At 33.3% G+C, this 1,378-nt stretch carries 1 protein-coding gene; it reads right to left on the minus strand.

Going from position 1 to position 1,378, the window contains the following annotated elements; genetic code table 11:
- Positions 1-491: 491 nt before the first annotated feature.
- On the minus strand, positions 492-1,378 hold an 887-nt coding region (locus tag JC605_RS23575), incomplete at its 5' end, for a hypothetical protein (RefSeq protein ID WP_198858524.1).

Consider the following 1,378-nt stretch of genomic DNA (forward strand, 5'->3'; position numbering starts at 1 on the left):
GCGTCTGGCTCGTGCTCTTTTAGTTTTGAGTTAGATTGCGTTCACGAGCGGGACGATCGCGCTAGCGGGGCGGGGAGATGCTTACGCTAACAGAGCAAAACTTATTTAACTTTTTTGCAAATTTTATACAATAAATATACTATTGCTGCCAAAAAACAAACACAAAATATTTGCCAAATTAGCAATGATATTGAGAAGTCATTAATTGTTATTTCTTTCATAATTATATAAATATCAAGTTATACTATTGTATGAACATCATACGCGTAAATTTTTTGAGATTATCAATTAAGACCGTCGGTACGGTTCGGGTAAATGAGTTAACAAGATATTTTATTCTTTTTAAAATATTGTCTGAATTTATTTGACTTTTTTGTAAATTTTATACAACAGGAACAATATTCCTATCCAAAATACAATATTAATTAATTGACCAATTAATAAAATGATATTAAAATCGTCTACACCTATTTGTTTCATAATTCTAAATTTTATAAAGGTAATCGTTTAGCTGATATTAATTTTCCGTTTCTGTTATCAATATTTACTGAATACGAGACAGGTGTTGTAACAATGCTACCAAGACCTTCTACAAAAAGATTAACTGAAAAAAGGCCAACTATTGTGACAGTTGTAGTGTTCCCATTTGTTACTTGACCATAAGCTGTTTGTGACCACGAAACCCCTGTACTTACACCTATTGGATTGCTTACTACATTGTTAATAACATATTTTAGACCAACTTTTGTTTGGGTAACAGATATCATTAAATCTAGCCAAGGGAGCAGGCCTATTGTAGCGCTTGAGACAATTACATTGTTGTTTTGAACAAATTTAAGATCTTTTGCGTTTATATCAGTGTTATTTATTGTTGCTTTTAATTGATTTACACTTTTTATTGAAGATATTTCTGTAACTGTGTTTATGGTGCCTGAACTTCCTCCTCCCGTAGGGGTTCCAGAATACCCACTTGAACCTCCATCTCCGCCAAATGCACCAGCAATACTAAAATCTCTAGGAGCAGGAGCAGGAGATTTCTGTACAACGATAACGTTATTTAACGGAATTGCTGCAGTACCGCCTTTCTGTAATGTATCATCACGTTCTCCACCATAATTGGAACTATCATCAAACATTTCTATCATCTTTGATGCTGTGCCGTTTCTAATATCTTCGTCAAGAAGTGTTATCACATTTTGCACATCGCCAATAACGATTCCGTCTTTTAATTTAGCACCTTTTAAAAAGCCTTTCTTTAAATCCCAATTAAGAATGTAACCGCTAAAAAGAGTTAGATCGCCAAAGCCTAGCTTTTTTTGTTCATCATCAATTTTATCTTCTGATTCTGGAAAAATCTCCTGAATTAATGCTTGATATT

It is taken from the genome of Flavobacterium sp. IB48 (genome assembly GCF_016405855.1).
Taxonomy (GTDB): Bacteria; Bacteroidota; Bacteroidia; order Flavobacteriales; family Flavobacteriaceae; genus Flavobacterium; species Flavobacterium ginsengisoli.